The sequence below is a fragment of the Pseudomonas rosaeacicularis genome, from assembly GCF_057128745.1.
Window position 1 is genome coordinate 160105 of sequence record NZ_JBSKHT010000008.1, and the last position, 15578, is coordinate 175682.

The 15578-nt window shown below is 58.8% G+C and carries 11 protein-coding genes; 2 read left to right on the forward strand and 9 right to left on the reverse strand.

All coding sequences use genetic code 11. The features are described 5' to 3' along the window. Positions 1-392 precede the first annotated feature (392 nt). The 3 genes from ACWKWM_RS12300 to ACWKWM_RS12310 all read right to left on the reverse strand — a co-directional run bounded on the left by ACWKWM_RS12300 (position 393) and on the right by ACWKWM_RS12310 (position 3932). Positions 393-1499: an NADH:flavin oxidoreductase/NADH oxidase gene (locus tag ACWKWM_RS12300; RefSeq protein ID WP_483846408.1), complete on the reverse strand. Its 1107-nt coding sequence runs from the start codon at positions 1497-1499 to the stop codon at positions 393-395. 114 nt (positions 1500-1613) lie between these two features. After that, on the reverse strand, positions 1614-3329 hold the full coding sequence (recJ, locus tag ACWKWM_RS12305) for a single-stranded-DNA-specific exonuclease RecJ (RefSeq protein WP_483846409.1): 1716 nt from the start codon (positions 3327-3329) through the stop codon (positions 1614-1616). A 60-nt stretch (positions 3330-3389) separates the two neighbouring features. After that, a complete protein-coding gene (locus tag ACWKWM_RS12310) occupies positions 3390-3932 on the reverse strand; it encodes a YaeQ family protein (RefSeq protein WP_483837743.1) in 543 nt (180 codons plus the stop codon). A gap of 360 nt (positions 3933-4292) precedes the next feature. On the opposite strand from ACWKWM_RS12310, the gene ACWKWM_RS12315 reads away from it, so the two are divergent. Further along, positions 4293-5129, forward strand: coding sequence for a TIGR02285 family protein (locus tag ACWKWM_RS12315; protein ID WP_483846494.1), 837 nt, complete (start codon positions 4293-4295; stop codon positions 5127-5129). A gap of 275 nt (positions 5130-5404) precedes the next feature. On the opposite strand, the gene ACWKWM_RS12320 is transcribed toward ACWKWM_RS12315, so the two are convergent. Continuing rightward, positions 5405-5701 (reverse strand): DUF3509 domain-containing protein, encoded by a 297-nt coding sequence (locus ACWKWM_RS12320; RefSeq protein WP_483846410.1) that lies wholly within the window; start codon positions 5699-5701, stop codon positions 5405-5407. A 448-nt stretch (positions 5702-6149) separates the two neighbouring features. Here ACWKWM_RS12320 and ACWKWM_RS12325 point away from each other — a divergent pair, with 448 nt between their 5' ends. Continuing rightward, positions 6150-6809: a response regulator gene (locus ACWKWM_RS12325; RefSeq protein ID WP_483846411.1), complete on the forward strand. Its 660-nt coding sequence runs from the start codon at positions 6150-6152 to the stop codon at positions 6807-6809. Here ACWKWM_RS12325 and ACWKWM_RS12330 read toward each other — a convergent pair. The 5 genes from ACWKWM_RS12330 to ACWKWM_RS12350 all read right to left on the reverse strand — a co-directional run bounded on the left by ACWKWM_RS12330 (position 6802) and on the right by ACWKWM_RS12350 (position 15577). Then, positions 6802-8055 carry an EAL domain-containing response regulator gene (locus ACWKWM_RS12330; RefSeq protein WP_483846412.1) on the reverse strand — a complete coding sequence of 418 codons (1254 nt, stop codon included), beginning with the start codon at positions 8053-8055 and terminating at the stop codon, positions 6802-6804. The genes ACWKWM_RS12325 and ACWKWM_RS12330 overlap by 8 nt on opposite strands. Before the next feature lie 84 nt (positions 8056-8139). Continuing rightward, on the reverse strand, positions 8140-11667 hold the full coding sequence (locus tag ACWKWM_RS12335; protein WP_483846495.1) for a transporter substrate-binding domain-containing protein: 3528 nt from the start codon (positions 11665-11667) through the stop codon (positions 8140-8142). 215 nt (positions 11668-11882) lie between these two features. Continuing rightward, the gene (thrC, locus tag ACWKWM_RS12340; protein WP_483846413.1) at positions 11883-13292 is read right to left on the reverse strand and encodes a threonine synthase; all 1410 of its coding nucleotides are present in this window, start codon (positions 13290-13292) and stop codon (positions 11883-11885) included. Between the two features lie 105 nt (positions 13293-13397). Next, positions 13398-14702 (reverse strand): homoserine dehydrogenase, encoded by a 1305-nt coding sequence (locus ACWKWM_RS12345; RefSeq protein ID WP_483846414.1) that lies wholly within the window; start codon positions 14700-14702, stop codon positions 13398-13400. A 134-nt stretch (positions 14703-14836) separates the two neighbouring features. Continuing rightward, positions 14837-15577, reverse strand: coding sequence for a thioredoxin fold domain-containing protein (locus tag ACWKWM_RS12350; protein ID WP_483838825.1), 741 nt, complete (start codon positions 15575-15577; stop codon positions 14837-14839). Between the last annotated feature and the right edge of the window lies 1 nt (position 15578).

Below are 15578 nucleotides of genomic sequence, written 5' to 3' on the forward strand. Positions count from 1 at the left end.
GTTCGCGAGGCTTTGGACATGACACCCCGCCAGATCGCCTCGCCAACAAGTTGGCTCCTACAGAGCCGTGCTAGCTGATGCACCTCGATCCGGTAGGAGCGAACTTGTTCGCGAGGCTTTGGACATGACACCCCGCCAGATCGCCTCGCCAACAAGTTGGCTCCTACAGAGCCGTGCTAGCTGATGCACCTCGATCCGGTAGGAGCGAACTTGTTCGCGAGGCTTTGGACATGACACCCCGCCAGATCGCCTCGCCAACAAGTTGGCTCCTACAGAGCCGTGCTAGCTGATGCACCTCGATCCGGTAGGAGCGAACTTGTTCGCGAGGCTTTGGACATGACACCCCGCCAGATCTCCTCGCCAACAAGTTGGCTCCTACAGACAGCTAGTTCTTAATCGCGCAAATCGGACTCATGGATCGGTTGATCGCGATGGGTTGCCCGTTGGTACTGCGCGGGCCAGATGGCTTTGCGCCCGCCAAGGTCATCATCGGCGTGCAGCGGCCAGTACGGGTCACGCAGCAACTCGCGAGCCAGCAGGATCAAATCAGCCTGACCGGTGCGCAAAATATGATCAGCCTGCGCAGGCTCGGTGATCATGCCCACTGTACCGCTGGCAATACCGGCCTCTTTCTTCACGCGCTCGGCGAATTGGGTCTGATAGCCTGGCCCGACAGGGATTTCTGCGTTGGCTGCCGTGCCGCCTGAGGACACGTCGATCAGGTCCACGCCCAAGGCTTTCAGACGGCGAGCGAGTTCCACGGTTTCATCTGGATTCCAGCCATCTTCTACCCAATCGGTAGCCGACACGCGCACGAACACCGGCAATTCCTCAGGCCATACCGCACGGATCGCTTCGGTGACTTCGAGGGTCAGGCGAATGCGGTTATCGAATGAGCCGCCGTATTGATCGAGGCGCTGGTTGCTCAGGGGCGACAGGAACTGGTGCAGCAGATAACCATGGGCCGCGTGGACTTCCACGACTTTAAAACCGGCCGTCAGAGCGCGCTTGGCCGAATCGACGAACGCTTGAATCACTTCCTTGATCTGCACTTCGTTCAGTGGGGTAGGAGCGCGGTGGTTTGGATCGAAAGCGATAGCCGATGCGCCCCACGACTGCCAGCCGCCCTGATCAAGCGGCACGCTGCCCTGCTTGCCCAGCCATGGCCGCCACGTGCTGGCCTTGCGACCGGCATGGCCCAACTGGATACCCGCCACGGCGCCTTGCGCGGTGATGAACCGGGTGATGCGCTGCAGAGGTTCGATCTGTTCGTCGTTCCACAGCCCAAGGTCTTCGGGGGTGATGCGACCGTCCCGCGTCACAGCGGTGGCTTCAGTAAAAATCAGGCCAGCGCCACCGACGGCTCGGCTGCCCAAGTGCACCAGATGCCAGTCATTGGCCAGGCCATCGACGCAGCAGTACTGACACATCGGGGACACGGCAATGCGATTGAGCAGGGTCAGTTGGCGAATGGTATAGGGTTCTAGCAGCAGGCTCATGGGGACCTCTCAAGGGGAAGAATCGGCTTCCAGGCACATAGTCTTTTCAGAACATTGAGCCTAGTCGACAACGCTGGAGAAGAGAGGGTTCAAGCCCATGTCGCACTGCCAGGATCAACGTGGTGAGAGATGCGCCACCAGCAGCTGAACCGTTTCATTGCCCCGGAACTCGTTGAGGTCCAGCTTGTAAGCCAGTTCAACCCAGCGAATGGTCGGGTTGGGCCACACTTCGCGATCCACACTGAACGCGATGCCATCGAGCTTAACGGTGCCGCATTCAGTCTTGAGCACCATTTTCAGATGCCGTTCGCCCACGATGCGCTGCTCGACCAGCTGGAAGACGCCGTGAAACAGCGGCTCCGGAAAGTGCTGCCCCCACGGCCCGGCATTGCGCAGGGCGCGCGCCAGTTCCAGATGAAACTCTTCGACCGCCAGCGTGCCGTCAGACAACAACCTACCAGTGAGGTCTTCTTCGTTAAGCTGACGCCGAACTTCAGTATCGAATGCCTCGGCGAACGCCGGGAAATTCTCCGCCGGCAACGACAGCCCGGCCGCCATCGCGTGCCCGCCAAACTTGCTGATCAACTCGGGGTGCTTTGCTGCCACAGCGTCCAGCGCATCGCGAATATGAAAACCGGGCACCGAACGCGCCGACCCTTTGAGCACGCCCTCGCCCGCGCTGGCGAAGGCAATGGTCGGGCGGTGATAGCGCTCTTTCATGCGCGAAGCGAGGATGCCGATGACGCCTTGATGCCACTCGGCCTCGTACAGACACAGACCGAACGGCATCGACTCGATCGGCAAATCCTTGAGCTGGGCCAACGCTTCGCGCTGCATGCCCTGCTCGATGGATTTGCGGTCCTGGTTCAACTCGTCCAGCTTCACGGCCATTTCCCGCGCCTGGATATCGTCGTCACACAGCAGGCATTCGATGCCCAGGCTCATGTCGTCCAGACGACCGGCAGCGTTCAACCGAGGCCCGATAATGAAGCCCAGATCGGTTGAGGTGATGCGCGAAGCTTCACGCTTGGCAACCTCCAGAATCGCTCGCAGCCCAGGCCGCGCGCGACCGGCGCGGATGCGCATCAGGCCTTGATGCACGAGGATGCGATTGTTGGCGTCCAGCGGGACGACGTCGGCGACGCTGCCCAGAGCGACCAGATCCAGCAGCTCACCCAGATTGGGTTGCGCCTGCCCGTTGGCCTGAAACCAGCCAATGTCCCGCAAACGCGCGCGCAGGGCCATGAGCACATAGAAAATCACGCCGACGCCTGCCAGGGCTTTACTCGGAAATGTGCATCCGGGCTGATTCGGATTAACGATGGCATCGGCGGCGGGCAGTTCATGGCCCGGCAAGTGGTGATCGGTGACCAGGACTTGAAGCCCCGCCGCTTTTGCCGCCGCCACGCCTTCGACGCTGGAAATACCGTTGTCCACGGTCATCAGAAGGTCAGGCGTGCGCTGCAGCGCGACCTCGACGATTTCCGGAGTCAGGCCGTAGCCGAACTCGAAGCGGTTAGGCACCAGATAATCGACATGAGCGGCACCCAGCAAGCGCAAACCGAGTACGCCAACCGTGCTGGCCGTGGCGCCATCGGCATCGAAGTCACCGACGATAAGGATGCGCTGACGCTGTTGCAGCGCGATCACCAACAAATCCACTGCGGCGTCGATGCCCTTGAGCTGCTGGTACGGAATCAGCCGCGCCAGACCCTTATCCAGTTCGTCCTGGGACAGCACGCCTCGGGCGGCATACAGGCGCGTCAGCAAAGGCGGCAGATCGCCGAGAAAAGGCAAGGTGTCGGGCAACAGGCGAGATTCGATGCGCATTCGGGTTCCGCTAGGTTTTTCAGGTACACATTTCGGTGTAAAGACAATGTGCGGAGACGATCAACCGCGCTCGCCAGCCAGCCACTGCAACTGCACTTCGTGTTGGCCGCGATCGTCGGTCACGAAGATGGTGCCTTCGCTGATCATCACGTCCCACTTGATAACCCGAGGCATGTCCTTGGCAAGGGTTTCGAGCACTTCTTGCGGGACCGAGGCGATGTTGACGTTCTTTAACGTCTTGATCGCCGGGATCACTTTGCCTTCCCAGACACGCAGACTGCCGTACGCGAGCAGGCTGGTGCGCTCAGTGCGACGCGAACACCAGGTCAGGCGATCGGCGTCTGGCTGACCGACTTCGATCCAGTGCAGAACCCGGTCATCCAGGCTCTTTTCCCACAATGCCGGCTCGTCTACGTCTGACAGACCACGGCCAAAAGACAGGTGTTCGTTGTACCAGAAGGCATAGGCCAGCAGGCGTACGGTCATGCGTTCTTCGGTTTCCGACGGGTGCCGGGCGATGGTCTGTTTGACGCTCTCGTAGACCGAGCGATCAAGGTCAGTGAGATTCAATTCAAACTTGTAGGTCGTGGACGGCTGGGCCATGAACGGGCTTCTGAAGACAGGAAAGGCGGCAAGTCTAACCGATGCGCCCCCATTGAACGACCGAACTCGCAGATCGGGCGACCGGCTGGCATAAATAGAGCGTGCCTGGTCCTTCGAGCGATGCTTTACTCAGCGCAAGGTCACAACTGTTAAACAAATGATCCACATCGCCGATACCCTTTAGCGAGATCCTGTGTCATGACGTCTCAGCACTGGTCTGGCCATCTCGTCAGTAATCGATCGCCAGGAATCGGCCATCGCGTTGTGCCAATTGATTTCAGCTCATTTTCTCAAGGACTACAGCACCGGATGGTCTATCGATCCTGGCGGCCTGCCCGGCTTTGTCTATTTGCCTTACTGATCATGACAACACTCTTCGCAGGGTTGCCTCGTGAGAGCCAGGCCAAGGACACATTGATCTGGATTCTGCGTGATTTCCCACCGCTGAATATTTTTACCGGGCCGTTGCAGGGTCAGGGGGCTATCGACAAATTGATGCCCGAACTGATCGCACGGATGCCCGAATATGATCATCAAATCATGCACGTCAACCGCGCTCGCGGGACTCAGATACTTCAGGATCCGGAAATCTTCGCCTGTGATCCGACGCTTCTGTGGACTGCCGAGCGGGCGAAAACCATTCTGTTCTCCATCCCGACCTACGCGACGCCTGGCAATGGCCTGATCACCGAGCGCAGAGACCATGCGTTGTTCGCGCCTTTCGTGACCGAAGACGGGCACATTGATCTGGCGGCGGTAATGAGCAGCAACACCGTGAAAGTCGGCGTTGTTGCCGAACGCAGCTACGGGCCGATCATTGACAACGTGTTGCACCAGGCGACGCAAGACAATCTGGTGCTGCATTACGGCAATGCAGCGGTTGGCAGCATGTTGCAGATGGAGCGACAGGGGCGTTTTCAAGCGCTGATCAGTTACTGGCCGGAAGCGCGCTTTCACGCCCAACAACAAGGCGTCCCACTCGATGAGCTGGAATTCTTCCCGGTCAAGGACGCACCCAAATACCAGTTTGCCCACATCGGCTGTTCCAACAGCGTGAAAGGTCATCAGGCGATGGACATCATCAACCGGGAAATGCGCGTTTTGCGTACCACTAAGCTGATCGGTTTCTACGCGGAGTGGATGGCCAAGCGCGAGGAATATCTACAGGACGCGAAGACGTTTTTTGCGGATCAGTGAGCCCGCTTCTGTAGGAGCGAACTTGTTCGCGAGGCTTTGGACCAGACACGCCGCCAGATCCCTCGCCAACAAGTTGGCTCCTACAGAAACGGGCGTCTGACGATAAACCGTTCGTTAATTCGCAGGCAAAAAGAAACCCCGAGCAGCGGGGAGACTACTCGGGGTAAACCGCGGCCCATGTGGGGCCCGTACGACAGATATCAATCACCGGAGCACAATGTTTGAACCTGCCGTACTGGATAGGAGCCCCATTGCAGCCCAAGGTTCCCTTTCAACTAAACAAATGCCCGGGCGGATGCGAAAGCTGCGACCTGCGTCGCATTTTTCATAGCAGCAATGACGCACGGTTCGATACGGCCTTCAGCGACCATCAGGTCACGGTGCAAACCGTCTACGACATCGGTGAGCTGGCGTCTGTCGCACAGCTGCGCCGCAGAAAAGACACGTTCGATGACTGTCGCACCGGCTGCATTGTGCAGAGTAACCAACCGCTCGCCCCGCGCGCCGACAGGACCTAAACGTGCTTGATAAGGTGCCAGTGCTTCACTGAGTAACAAGCTGATATTTTCCATCTGGATCACCACTCAACCGTTTGAATGCAAAGGTGCTAATCAATGACCATCGACGTAGCCGGAAAGTTCTTTACGTCGTACTCAAGGTCATTGCTGCAACCTGGCATTCGAGCATGCCTGCCGAATGTGACAGATAAAATTTGCCGCAAGCGCCTCGCACTGCAGTGGTCTTGATCAGCCAAACGCTTGAAACTGTGAGGCAAGAGCCTCGATGGTCTCCTGGCTTTGGATGCAGCGATAGCGACGAATCGCCTTGCGCGTCGAATAACGACAAGGCGTGACGCGGGCCACATCTATGACCGGGAGCGCTGACGAAGACGTGGCACACACCGTATGTTCCTTGTGAGGTCTCATGCGTGATTCCTTTCAGGTAAGTGAGCTGTCAGTCTGAAGGGCGGTGGTTTGAATGGCCTTAGGACGTGTCCGAAACTCAACTCATGGAGCCGTCATGGTCAGTGAAGCTCTACCCTTGCAGGTCATTCTTGCGGACGATCACCCGATATTCCTGATCGGGCTAAAGGTCGTCATCGAGCAGGGAGAGCGGGCGCAGGTTGTCGCACAAGCCAGCTCGCCTGATGCCCTGCTGCAGGTTTTGAAAACTCACCGCTGCGACTTGCTGGTGACTGACTTCATGATGCCGGTGGAAGATCAAAACGACGGTCTGCGTTTGCTCGAGAGAATCCGGCGTGACCACTCCACCCTGCCGGTCATCGTCGTGACCATGCTCAACAACGCCGGTCTGTTTCGGGCCATGCTCGCCCTCGGCGTTCGGGGGTTGCTGAGCAAGGGCAGCGTCGCCGCAGAGCTACCTGCTGCAATCAAAAGCGTGCGCAGCGGCAACACGTTCGTCGCAGATTCGGTCAAGCGCACGTTGCTTGTCGCTGGTGATTACGGCTCCGACACCCTGGTCGCCCCTGAGGACCTGTCGCCCAGAGAGCTGGAAGTCATCCGTTTGCTTGCCGCAGGTCACTCCGTAGGCGCCATCGCCGCCCAGCTCAGTCGCAGCAAACAGACGGTCAGCGCTCAAAAAGTCAGTGCCATGCGCAGACTGGGGCTGGCCAATGACGCGGCACTGTTCATCTATTTGCAGGAACACGGTCTCACCTAGCACCTAGCGCCGGGTTCGCCAGTGGAGGACTGCCCCGATAACTTTCGATCCACCGCTTCAGATCTGCCTCACCCATGGGCCTGGCAATGAAATAACCCTGGATGGCGGGTTTGCCCAGTTGCAGCAGCGCCTGGAAGTCGTCTGCTGTTTCTACACCCTCGATGACTACGTCCAACGCCATCTTCTGCGCCATGTACATCGCGCCAGCGACTACCGCCGACTTGCGTCGGTCATCAGCCATGCCCCGCACGAATTCAGCGGGGATTTTCAATTCGTTGAACGGCATTTCCAGCAACCGCTGAATGTTCGAAGCGCCGGTACCGAAGTCATCGATGGACAGCCGGCAACCGGTCATGCGCAACCGCAACAGGTTTTCAAACTGGACTACGGCCATTTGCCGCGCAGACTGCTCGACGACTTCGAGGGTCAGCATCTGTGGACGCACCGGAAAACGCGCCATCAGCGCCATGAGATTGGGTACGAAATCCGTCTGATCCAGCATGGCGGGCGGGATGTTCACGGCGACCGGCAGAGCACGACCTGTGCTGTGCAGGCGCTGCGTGGACAACGCCAGGCCCAGTTCGAGCATTCGCCAGGTCAATGCGTCAGTCAATCCGGCTTTTTCCAGTGCGCCAAGAAACTGGCCCGGAGCCAACAAACCACGCGTTGGGTGCTGCCATCGGGCCAGCAATTCTACGCCCAGCAACTGGCCATCCAGCGAGACCTTGGGTTGAAAGTGCGCGACCCATTGTGGGTATCTTGGACCTTCTTCATCGTACTGCCCGGCCTGAAACTGATGCAGTTCCTGGTCTGAAAATCCTGCATCGGCGGGGGATGCCGCAGGCGCTCCGACGTTTTCCAGCGGACGCTGCCAACGGCCCAGCAACTCGCCCAGCGTTGCGACCGACGCAGGCTTTTGCAGACAGCCCAGCACGTCCATGCCCTGCTGGCGCGCCAACTGGGCCACACCGTCCAGGACCGACTGCTCGGCGCTGCTGAGAATGATCAGCGAGCGGGCCTGGCCGGTTTCAGCCAGATGGCGGATCAGGGACAAGCCATCCGGGCCATCCATTTGCAGATCGCAGATGGCAATGTCCACCCCGCCACGATTGTTCAGCGAGCGCTGCGCAGCGTCGACGCTGTCTGCCGTCAGGACATCGAACACCTGATTGGCGTTGAGCATTTGGTGCAGCGCCATCAATTGAAAGGGATTGTCTTCAAGAATCAGAACTTTGAGCGAACGCACGCGTGAACCTCTTGGGTCGGGCAGTCTTCAGCCAGAGAACCTGTACTTTAAAGCGGCTGAAAACTGCACCGAATAGGACGCGTCTTAAAGTGCGGGATTCGTCAGGTACGGCTCAAGCTGGGCGCACAAGGACTGAATAGACGCATCCAACTGCGCCCATGCCTGCGCCAGCGATTCACTGTTCTGCTGGCGCACGCTGCTTTCGAGCCGGTTGCAGGCTTTGGCCAGCGGTACTGCATCGATCAGACATGCAACGCCTTTAAGGCGGTGGATGCTTGCGGCCAATGCTTTCCAGTCCTGCGCGCTGACCGCAGCGTCAATGCCGCGGTGCTCGTCGAGCAGGTTTTCTCTCAACGCGACGAGCATGCGCTGAAGTTGCTCTTCGTTGGCCTGAGTCATGCGGTACAGCGCCTGGATATCAAAATCCGCATCAACGACGGGCCGTTCTTTAACGCCTTCAAGCGTTACAGCCAACTGCGCCAGCGATACCGGTTTGACCAACAGACCGTCCATGCCCGCCTGCTGACAGCGTGTACCTTCGTCGAGCATGGCGTTGGCGGTGCAGCCGATGATCAGGCCTGGATGCCGCTGCTCGCAGGCTTCAGCCTCACGAATCGCTTGGGCCAAGGCATGGCCAGTCATGCCGGGCATGTTGCAGTCGGTGAAGACCGCCGCAAAGTCTGCGGCACGCCACAACGCGAGCGCCTGTTCACCGCTCTCGGCGGACTCCACCGTATGCCCGAGAAACTCGAGTTGTTGGGTAAGCACCATTCGATTGGCTGCCACATCATCCACAACCAGCACCCGCATGGGGTGCTCGGCGATGCCCGGTGACAATGGCTCAACCGTTTCTGCTATCGGCGCAGCAACGGCGATCAGTGGGATGTCGACGGTGACACGCGTGCCCTGCCCGAGCTCGCTGACAAGACCGATGTGCCCGCCCATCAATTCCACCAGTTGCTTACAGATGCTCAAGCCCAGCCCGCTGCCGCCAAAGGTGGCTGCCGTCGCGACATCGGCCTGGGCGAAACGCTGAAACAACCCGCGTTGTTGCTCGGCGCTCATCCCGGTACCTGTGTCCTCAACGCAGATGCTCAGCCCTGGCGGGTTTGTTTCGACCGTGTTGAGTGTCACCCTGACCGACACCTTGCCGCCCACCGTAAACTTCAAGGCATTGCCGATCAGATTGTGCAGCACTTGCCGCAACCGTTGCGGATCGAGCGCGTAAGCATCCTGAACCTGCTCGGCTATTTCGAGCGTGAGCGTGGTCCCTGCGGCGCAGGCTTGAGCCTCGAAGAGCTGGCAGGTTTGCTGAAAGAAAGCCCGCAGCGACGTGGCTACCGGTGAAAGCTGCAGGCTGCCCGCTTCGATTTTGGCCAGGTCCAGGCTTTCACCAATCAGGGCGACCAGATCACTGGCAGCACGACGGGCTAGTTCCAGACCCTGCGAAGGTCGCTCGCCGCGCCGTATTGCCTGCTCGCGCTCCAGTTCCAGCAGACCAATGATCGCGCTCATCGGCGTGCGGATGTCATGGCTCATGTTGGACAGAAACATCGTCTTGGCCTGGTTCGCACTGTCAGCGCGCTGTTGAGCCTTCTTGAGCTGCTCTTCAAGCTGCTTGCGTTCGGTGATATCGATCCAGCCGCCGAGCAATCCTTGCAACTGACCGTCTGCGCGATAAAACGGCACCGTCCACTGATAGGCCTCAATGGGCTTGCAGAACAGCTCCATGCTGCGGTCGGCAAACACCGGCTGCTGGGTCTGCAGCAACTTCAGATAGTCACCGTGCAATTGTTCGGCGCTTGCCTTGGGAATCAGTTCCACATCGATCAGCCGTCGGCCGTTCATTTGCTCAAAGCTGATCCCGAAGCTGTCTTCGTAGCTGCGATTGCAGGAGATCAGGCGGCCTTGCAGGTCCCGCACGTAAATGGGGTTAGGAATCCCGTCCAGCAGTGCCCGCTTGAAAGCCAATTGGTCATTGAGCTGTTCTTCGGCCCGCAAACGCTGACGAATCTGGTATTTCAGGCGGCTGCTCCAGGCAAACGACACCAACGCCAGAAGCAACGCCACTGCAATCGCCCAGTAGACCCACGGCGGTATGCGTTGCCAGATGGAGGGCTGAGCAATTGTCGCGCCCAGCCACTTCATTCGGATCGCGCGCATTTCTGCGACTGGAAACTCTTCCAGCGCTTTGTTCAAAATGCCGAGCAGTTCAGGCTGGGTGTTGACCACCGAGAAACGATCCGGTGTCCAACGCCCTTCCACGCTGCGGGCGACTTTAAGTTTGCCGGGGGGATAGAGCCAGGCCGCTGCCTGGCTCTGGATAGTGGCTGCGGCCTCGCCGGATTCGACCAAGCGCCTGGCATCATCGTAGGTCTTGACGGACCGTATTGTGATTTGCGGGTACTCAGCGCGAATGCTGTCTTCAAGGGCGTGCCGCGCGGGCAACGCCAACACTTTCCCGGACAGCGCCTGAAGAGTGATGTTCTGGGAGTCGTCTTCAGGCACAACGAATACCCAACTATTGCCACCAAACGCGTAGGTAAAATCGAGCAATTGCTTGCGCTCGGAGTTTTCGGCAAGGGTGGTGTTCATGTCAGCCCCACCGCTGCGCAGCGTGTCGAGGGTCTCCCGCGTCGATGCCATGGGTTTGTAAACGAACTGCAATCCACTCATCCGGGAAATCCGGTTCAGCACATCGACATTCAGTCCGACCCAGCTTCCATTGACGTCCTGATAGACGTAAGGCGGCTGCTGGCTGGTGGCGACGATGACCTGCGGGTGGCGACGAATCCAGCGTTGCTCGATGGCGCTGAAGCTGATGCGCTGACGCAACAGATCGGCGCCCAAGCCTATCGTCCAGCGCCCCAAAACCTCACGCGCAACTGACTCATCAAGACTTGTCAGCGCGCGATTCATGAGCGTGAGCAGACGCGCATCGCTGTGGCGAGTGGCAAACGCGAACCCCACGGGGGCAAGCGAGCCGTCGAATTTGATCTGCAAACCCAGATAAGGCCGCAGGGAATTGTATGAGCGCACGATCACTTCGTTACCGATGAACGCGTCGACATCGCCTTGACTCAGCGCCTCAAGAGCGCTGTATAGGGTCGGTGCGAGGATGATCGTGCTCTGCGGGTAGGCCTTGTGCAACGAGTCGGCGTCGGCGTAGCCATCGAGCACTACCACGCGCTTGCCTTTGAGGGATGGCGACAGACTCGAATCGTCGCCCCGCCCCACCACCACGGCTCTGTCCGGCATGTACTCTTGGGTGAACGCCAGTCCCTTCAAGCCTCGCTCGTAGCCATTGGCGCTGGTCAAAATATCGAGGGAGCCATCGAGCAACGCTGCAACTGCCTGCTCGCGCTTGGCAAACCCGACGACCTGCACTGGAACCGACAACTTGGCGCTGACCAGACTCAGATAGTCGGCGCTGATGCCTTGGTACCGGTTGCGGTCACTGGTGATGTCGACCGGCTCGTAGTCGGCAATCGCAATGCCCACCCTAAGCGGTCCGCGCTCACTCAACCATCGACGATCCGTACCATCGAGCAGCAACGGTTGCAATGTGAGAAAGGGCGTAACGAGCGTAAACGGCAAACTTTGCGCTGCCATGCTGATCTGGCTCTGCGCGCTGCACAGCAGCAGGAGCGCTGTCGCCAACACGCGAGTAATCCATGTGTTGTTCATGAACGCCTCTGAGGCGTACATCCTTGATTGATTCACTGCCAATAACTCATCCGTAAGATTTCTCATCTCCCGAAGTGTGGCACGCCCCAATGATAAGGCCCGCGCATTGGCGGGCCTCAAGTTGTTACACGACTATACCGTTACAGTGGTTTGCCGCGGTTACCGTGCTGGCTGACGAAGGCCTGCATGGCTTTCAGCTCATTTGGCAGCACGGTGCAGCGCTCGTCTCGCTCAAACAAATCAGAAAGATGTGCAGGCAACTCGAGCGCTTTTCCTACACCGGCCTTCAGCACTGCTTCCGGAAATTTCACCGGATGCGCCGTACCGAGGATCACCATAGGTGTGTCCAGGCTGCGACGGCAGTCACGCGCCGCTTTCACGCCGATCGCGGTGTGCGGATCGAGCAACTCACCGGTGCTGGCAAACACTTCTGCAATGGTCTCGCAGGTCTGCTCGTCGGTGACAGCCAGCGAATCAAACAGCTTGCGGGTTTCAGTCCAGCGCTCTTCATCGACGCTGAAGCCGCCGCCCTGCTTGAAATTCTCCATCAGCCCGGCAATGGCTGCGCCATTACGTCCGTGCATGTCGAACAGCAGCCGCTCGAAGTTTGACGAGACCATGATGTCCATCGACGGCGACAGCGTGGCGTGCAGGGTTTCCTTGACGTACTGATTGCCGCTCATGAAGCGATGCAGGATGTCGTTGCGGTTGGTGGCGACGATCAACTGGTTGATCGGCAGACCCATGTTGCGTGCCAGGTAACCGGCAAAGATGTCGCCGAAGTTGCCCGTTGGCACCGAGAAAGCCACCGAGCGCGCTGGCCCACCCAACTGCAGCGATGCGTGAAAGTAGTAAACGATCTGGGCCATGATCCGTGCCCAGTTGATCGAGTTTACCGCCACCAGACGCGTGCCTTTGAGGAAGCCCTGATCAGCGAAGCTGTTCTTGACCATTTCCTGGCAGTCATCGAAGTTGCCTTCGATGGCGATGTTGTGGATGTTGTCGCCAAAGATGGTTGTCATCTGGCGACGCTGGACATCCGAAACACGATTGTTGGGGTGCAGGATGAAGATGTCGACGTTGTCGCAGCGGCGGCAGCCTTCAATCGCTGCAGATCCGGTATCCCCGGAAGTCGCCCCGATGATCACCACGCGCTCGTTGCGCTTGGCCAATACGTAATCGAGCAAGCGACCCAGTAGCTGCAGAGCGAAATCCTTGAACGCAAGGGTCGGGCCGTGGAACAGCTCGAGCACCCACTCATTGCCATTCAACTGACGCAATGGCGCGACAGCGCTGTGAGCGAACACGTCGTAGGTTTCTTCGAGGATTTTCTTGAAATCGGCGTCCGGGATGCTGCCGGTCACAAACGGGCGCATGACCCGAAACGCCAGCTCGTGATAAGGCAAGCCCGCCCAGGAAGCGATCTCTTCCTGAGTGAAGCGCGGCAGGTTTTCCGGTACATAAAGGCCGCCGTCGCTGGCGAGCCCTGCAAGCAACACGTCTTCGAAATTCAGGGCCGGTGCCTGGCCACGGGTACTGATGTAGCGCATGTCTTCAAACCTTTGGTCTGAGCTGCAAGCCGCAAGTGGCAAGCTACAAGCTGAGTTTGTGTCTGCTCTCGCTTGTGGCTTGTAGCTTACAGCTTGCAGCTGCTGTTAATTAAGATGTTCGACGCGGATACGCATGACCGGCCCGACCACGTCCTGCACGGCTTCCAGCGCCGCAATTGCATCGTTCATGCGTTGCTCGACCACACGGTGAGTCAGCAGAATCATCGGCACCAGGCCGTCATGTTCTTCGACTTCTTTCTGCATGATGGATTCGATATTGATGCCGCGCTCCGACAGGATGCTCGCCACTTGTGCCAGCACGCCAGGATGATCCTTGGCCTGAATGCGCAGGTAGTAGGCGCTCTCGCAGGCCTCGATCGGCAGGATTGGATGCGCCGACAACGAATCAGGCTGGAAAGCCAGGTGAGGAACACGATTCTCAGGATCGGTGGTCAGCGCGCGAACAACGTCCACCAGGTCAGCCACCACCGAGGAAGCCGTCGGTTCCATGCCTGCACCGGCGCCGTAGAACAGCGTCGAACCGGCGGCGTCACCGTTGACCATCACTGCGTTCATGACGCCATTGACGTTGGCAATCAGTCGGTCGGCAGGAATCAATGTCGGGTGCACACGCAACTCGATACCTGCCGGCGTGCTGCGGGCGACGCCCAGGTGCTTGATGCGGTAGCCCAGCGCTTCGGCGTAGTTCACGTCCGCCGTGGTGAGTTTGGTGATGCCTTCGGTGTAGGCCTTGTCGAACTGCAGCGGAATGCCGAAAGCGATGGATGCCAGAATCGTCAGCTTGTGCGCAGCGTCGATGCCTTCGACATCGAACGTCGGGTCGGCTTCGGCGTAGCCCAGCGCCTGCGCTTCGGCCAGCACGTCGGGAAAGGTACGGCCTTTCTCACGCATTTCGGTAAGGATGAAGTTGCCGGTACCATTGATGATGCCCGCCACCCAATTGATGCGGTTGGCAGATAGGCCTTCACGAATGGCCTTGATCACCGGAATGCCGCCTGCAACGGCCGCTTCGAACGCAACGATCACGCCTTTCTCACGCGCCTTGGCGAAGATTTCGTTGCCGTGCACGGCGATCAGCGCTTTGTTGGCGGTGACGACGTGCTTGCCGTTTTCAATGGCTTTGAGTACCAGTTCGCGGGCGATGGTGTAGCCACCGATCAGCTCGATGACGATGTCGATTTCAGGGTTGGTTGCCACGGCGAAGACGTCGGTCGTGGTAGGAGTACCGGTAATCTGGCAGTTGGGGTTTGGCGTACGCATGGCAATTTGTGCCACTTCAATTCCACGCCCGGCGCGGCGGGCAATTTCCTCGGCGTTACGCTTTAGTACGTTGAAGGTACCGCCACCGACAGTACCCAGCCCACAGATGCCTACTTTGACCGGTTTCACTATGAACTCCCCATAAAACGGCCGACTCGAGGCCGGCCGTGGCAACAGCCGCAGTTATCAGCGGCTCACTATTGATGAAGCGACGGCACGTGCGTCGGTTCAATGTTGGTTACGGCGCACCGCAACCAGCAGGTTCACTTGACGCTAAGCGCCAGTTTGGCCACTTGCGGCGCGGGTTGGTAGCCCGGAATCACCTGACCGTCAGCCAGGACGATCGCCGGCGTGCCGTTCACGCCAATGGACTGACCGATCTCGAACTGCTTGGTGACCGGGTTAGCGCACTTTGGCGCCTGAATATTCTTGCCATCGACCATGCGGTCCATGGCAGCACGCCGATCCTTGGAGCACCAGACGGCCTGCAACTGCTCGTCACCCGGCGAGCCCAGGCCTTGGCGCGGGAACGCGACGTAACGCACCTCGATACCCATTTTGTTCAGCGCTGGCACTTCAGCATGCAGCTTGTGACAATACGGGCAGGTGGTGTCAGTGAAGACCGTGATATGGGATTTGGTTTCGCCGATGGCCGGGTAAACCACCATTTCACCGGCAGGGATGCCGTTGATGGTTTTCGAAATGGCCAGGCGCTCAGTCTTCTCGGTCAGGTTGACCGGCTTGCCATCCTGGATCTGAAACAGGTAGCCCTGCATCACGAATTGACCATCGGGGCTTGCGTACAAGACTCGGCCGCCCTTGAGTTTGACTTCGTACAGACCATTCAACGGGCTGCTGCCAATACTTTCGACGGGCAATTCGAGATTGAGCGATTCCAGGGTCTTTCGAATGGCTTTGTCAGCGACTTCGTCGGCTTGGGCGAACAGGCTGAAAGTACTTGCCAGCACAACAGCGGCGGTGGCAATAAAACGAGTCACGCGCATG

Coding starts and splice junctions, on each gene's coding strand:
- ACWKWM_RS12300 (WP_483846408.1), bottom strand. CDS start 1,499: ATGAGCCTGCTGCTAGAACCCTATACCATTCGCCAACTGACCCTGCTC.
- recJ (WP_483846409.1), bottom strand. CDS start 3,329: ATGCGCATCGAATCTCGCCTGTTGCCCGACACCTTGCCTTTTCTCGGC.
- ACWKWM_RS12310 (WP_483837743.1), bottom strand. CDS start 3,932: ATGGCCCAGCCGTCCACGACCTACAAGTTTGAATTGAATCTCACTGAC.
- ACWKWM_RS12320 (WP_483846410.1), bottom strand. CDS start 5,701: ATGGAAAATATCAGCTTGTTACTCAGTGAAGCACTGGCACCTTATCAA.
- ACWKWM_RS12325 (WP_483846411.1), top strand. CDS start 6,150: ATGGTCAGTGAAGCTCTACCCTTGCAGGTCATTCTTGCGGACGATCAC.
- ACWKWM_RS12335 (WP_483846495.1), bottom strand. CDS start 11,667: ATGGCAGCGCAAAGTTTGCCGTTTACGCTCGTTACGCCCTTTCTCACA.
- thrC (WP_483846413.1), bottom strand. CDS start 13,292: ATGCGCTACATCAGTACCCGTGGCCAGGCACCGGCCCTGAATTTCGAA.
- ACWKWM_RS12350 (WP_483838825.1), bottom strand. CDS start 15,577: ATGCGCGTGACTCGTTTTATTGCCACCGCCGCTGTTGTGCTGGCAAGT.